Origin of the sequence: Chamaesiphon sp. GL140_3_metabinner_50, from assembly GCF_025361915.1 — a bacterium.
Lineage (GTDB): Bacteria > Cyanobacteriota > Cyanobacteriia > Cyanobacteriales > Chamaesiphonaceae > Chamaesiphon.
Genome location: NZ_JANYJC010000097.1, coordinates 1 through 3,284, shown reverse-complemented (window position 1 = coordinate 3,284; position 3,284 = coordinate 1). Strand labels below are relative to the sequence as shown.

Sequence of the window (3,284 nt, the reverse complement as noted above, 5' to 3'; positions counted from 1 at the left end):
TACTGGGCATCTGCTGACCAGCGACCATTTAATTGCCGCATCGTCGGCGCGATGCCACGTCTAACGAGTTCAAATCTAGGTGCGACGCACTCTTGAACTAATAGATCGTTGCTGGCATAAGCTTTGAGTTGTTGGATGTGAGCGCGGATGCCCAGCCGCAGATTGGTAAATTGCGCCCATTCAGCCTGTCGATCGCCCAAACTAGCAAAATTGTTAGATTCTGGCAAAACAGCCCCGCCAAAGGTCAGGAAGCGGGTTTCTAGACACATTTGAGCGAAGGCGAGATCGTGATTCACGCCTTCAGCTTTGGCTTCTTCGATATAGATGCTAGAGAGATTGGGGAATAGTTCTAGAGCTTCGGGTGTATTAGCCGTCAGGAATTCATCGAGCTGGGTGGAAGTGGTATGCCCCACGCACATAATCCGATCGAATTCATCGGCGTTGAATGCGTGCTGAGAGCGGATATTATAGGTACGACCGATTTCTGATGCAATTGAAATATTCAGATCGCGCAATTCGATCGCTTTAATGTAAACGATGCCGCGATAGCGACTGCGGCGAATCTGGGGATTGAGAGCCAGATTCACACCCAATCTATCTGCTAGATCGATCGGGATATAGACGTTCCCATCGATCGCAATGCCCCATTCAGGATACGGTTCGTTATTAACTTTAAGATGTACTGGTACGGTATGGTTGTTGCTAGTCACCTGCATCTGCACGTCGCGACTCCAAGTCACCAAGCCATCGGCAATCCCCAAGGCAATTTCGCGCCGATAAGCTTGGAGTCTGGCACGATCTTCATTGTCACCATCTAGCTTAAACCCAATTTCCATCAGCAATGATGGGATTGTCAATCGCCGACAAAACGCTAAACTCCCCGTCCCGGTAATGGTATCGGGCTTTGCGCCACGACTGGGCAGATCGGGAACGCGACTAGAAAACGCTAGTAATAGCATCTGCGCGTGGTTCTTGCGTTCGCCATTTTTGGCAATGTAGAACGTACTCACGCCTTTAGTTCGAGAATGAGCGTAGGCATCGGCATGAATCCCCAAAGCGATATCGCCAGGTTTTGCCCGCTTATCGATCCAGTCGATACTCAGCGCGGGACGATCGAAATCAGGTACGGCAATAACTTCAAAGCTGCGGTTACGTAATTCTGGAACGATTAAATCGCGCAAAAATACCATTTCTTTGGCTTCATTTGGCGAACTACCGATCGTCTCTGGATCTACAGCCGCCCCGTCATAGCTACCGTAGATCGCACAGATAAATATCCTACCCATAAAAGTTATACTCCTTGCCAGTTAATAATAAAGTACGTCAGATGTGAAGTGTGTCCTAATCTGTCTAATTTTTTTGAATATTAATTAGGTATTAACTGTAGTTTGGCGATCGCTATTATCTTCTCGATTATACAAGTTATGGATCGAAATCTTTCCAGTCAATATTCTCAAAATATCTTTTAGATCTTTGCTGGTTCCAATCGTAACTTACCGATCGATCGAGCGACTTGGGGCATTTGGCTGTTTATGAGGCTAGTTCAGCCGGACGGCTGAATTTATCTGGTTTGGCTTGGCGGACTCGGCTATTTGTCGCGAATCGTTCGGTAGTATCGAAGCTGCATCAGTAATTGCTGATGTTGCCACATCGTCAGCTTTACAGATCTCCGACTTCTCCAAGAAGTTGGGGATTTAGGTTTCAAGGATTTTTGTATGTCTTAATCGCTCGTGAGCGATTGCGATAGCAGTCATCTGGTAATTGCTTATATTCCCAAAATTAAAAAATGTATATTTACGACCCAAACGAACATCTGGAGCGAAGAGTTTAGCTTACTTTAACTCAGAGTTTCGCCGATTGAAGTCGATCGAGTTCGGTTAATACTTCTCGACTGTGAGCGATCGGATTGACATCGGTAAACGTCGCACGTAAGATTCCTTGAGGATCGATAATAAAACTATGCCGCATTGAGTAAATTCCCATCCACGAACCGTAGGCTTTACTAACAGCTCCATCTGGATCGGCTAGCAGTGGAAACTTCAATCCTTCCGAGTCACAAAATTCGGCATGAGAATCGATCGAATCGGCACTAACGCCAACAATTTCGGCTTGGCGTTGTTGATATTTACCAATATCTTGCTGAAACTTCCGAGCTTCGATCGTACATCCAGACGTAAAATCTTTGGGATAGAAATATAAAACTACCCATTTGCCAGCATAATCGGCAAGCGATATTTTTCCAGTACCTGTATTAGTGGGTAAGGTAAATATTGGTGCTGGTAAATCTTTAGTCGGCAAAATTCCACCCATCGCTCTGGCTGGCGGCATAAAATTCCCCCACGAAAGCAAGCACAGACAAATCGCGAATAAGCTAGTTAAAAAATTACGTCGAGACATGGTTTAGGCTTTAGGTGTTAGGTATTGGGTGTTAAGTATTAGGCTTTAGGTATTAGGTATTAGAGCGGATCTAGCGATTAGGATGTAGTAGCGATTAGAACGCTTGCGTTTTGTTAATTCTCTCAAGCCTAGAAGCTAAAACCTAACACCTAACACCTAAAGCCTAAAACCTAAAGCCTATTTCGATCGATAGTAAATCTTAGAGCCAGTATTCGAGACATAGTGACAGTTCTCCTTAGCATCCCAGAAGGCTGTCCAGATAGAACGATCGGATTTACGATAGTAGCTTCCTAAAACTGGTTTAATCGCCTCTGTAGCCTCTAGGAGGTGGTAGTGAGGGATGCTTAGGAAGATGTGATGAGCGACGTGGGTACCAATATCATGGTGAATATTATTGATAAAACCATAATCTACATCGATCGTCGAAATCGCACCCTTGAGGAAATACCAATCTTTACCACGATACCAAGGAATATCATTATCGGTGTGGTGCAGGAAAGTAACCAAATCTAACCAGACGACAAATCCTAAATAAGGCATGAGGTAAAACTTCACCAGCCATAGCCAACCCCAGGTAAATGTCCCCGCCGCGACTAAAGCCACCATCGCTGCACACCAGATGCTGCTAGTAATTACATCCCACTTTTCGGACTCGCGAAATAGGGGACTTGCAGGATGGAAGTGCGAACCACCTGGACGTTCGGGAGAACGACGGAATAAATATAGGGGGTAAGCTAACAATAAGGTGAGGTCGAACCGGAGGAACTTCTCCCATCCTGCCATATCCTGATATTTAGCTTCAGATACTGGATACCAACTTTCGTCAGTTTCGATGTTGCCAGTATTATGGTGATGCGTCCGATGGCTGATCCGCCAGCCGTGATAGG

At 45.5% G+C, this 3,284-nt stretch carries 3 protein-coding genes; all 3 read right to left on the bottom strand.

The window, feature by feature from the left end; all coding sequences use genetic code 11:
• Nucleotides 1-1,286 (bottom strand): N-acetylmuramoyl-L-alanine amidase (locus Q0R35_RS05225; protein ID WP_295615035.1); only part of this gene is annotated, 1,286 nt, incomplete at its 3' end.
• Nucleotides 1,287-1,842: 556 nt separating this feature from the next.
• The gene (locus tag Q0R35_RS05220; protein WP_295615034.1) at nt 1,843-2,397 is read right to left on the bottom strand and encodes a peroxiredoxin; all 555 of its coding nucleotides are present in this window, start codon (nt 2,395-2,397) and stop codon (nt 1,843-1,845) included.
• Nucleotides 2,398-2,574: 177 nt separating this feature from the next.
• A partial coding sequence (locus Q0R35_RS05215) for a fatty acid desaturase (RefSeq protein ID WP_295615033.1) occupies nt 2,575-3,284 on the bottom strand: 710 nt, incomplete at its 5' end.

Bases quoted from the DNA above. Each gene is read 5' to 3' on its own strand.
- Q0R35_RS05220 (WP_295615034.1), bottom strand. From the start codon at position 2,397: ATGTCTCGACGTAATTTTTTAACTAGCTTATTCGCGATTTGTCTGTGC.